Source organism: Methylosinus sp. Sm6 (genome assembly GCF_019802345.1).
Lineage (GTDB): Bacteria > Pseudomonadota > Alphaproteobacteria > Rhizobiales > Beijerinckiaceae > Methylosinus.
Genome location: NZ_JAINDZ010000146.1, coordinates 1 through 589 on the forward strand (window position 1 = coordinate 1; position 589 = coordinate 589).

The 589-nt window shown below is 60.4% G+C and carries 1 protein-coding gene; it reads left to right on the top strand.

Annotated features, from left to right (window positions below):
- Nucleotides 1-589 (top strand): AMP-binding protein (locus K3F48_RS23980; protein ID WP_222577946.1); only part of this gene is annotated, 589 nt, incomplete at both ends.

Below are 589 nucleotides of genomic sequence, written 5' to 3' on the forward strand. Positions count from 1 at the left end.
TTCAGCCGCGTCATCTCGCCTATGTCATCTACACATCTGGCTCCACCGGACAGCCAAAAGGCGTCATGGTCGAGCATTCCGCGATTGTGCGGCTCGTGACCAACAACGGGTATGCGGATTTTCAAGATTCCGACCGAATCGCCTTTGCGTCGAATCCCGCCTTCGACGCGTCCACGATGGAAGTCTGGGGCGCGTTGCTCAACGGCGGAGCCGTAGTGGTGATCGATCATGAGGCGGTGGTGCAACCGGCGCGGCTGGCGCAGGTTTTCGAACGACAGGGCGTCACCGCGTTTTTCATCACCACCGCCCTTTTCAATCACTACACGACCCTTATTCCACAGGCCCTCGGCAAACTTCGATTCCTTATGACCGGCGGCGAGACGAGCGAGCCCGCCGCGTTTCAGAGACTGCTTCGGACGCGAGCGCCGCGGCATTTGATTCATTGTTACGGCCCAACGGAGACGACGACTTTCGCGACCACCCACGAAGTCGCCGTCGTCGCGAAGGCCGCGACGTCGATCCCGATCGGCCGCCCGATCTCGAACACGCGGATATATATCTTGGACGGCCACGGGTCTCCGGTTCCGAT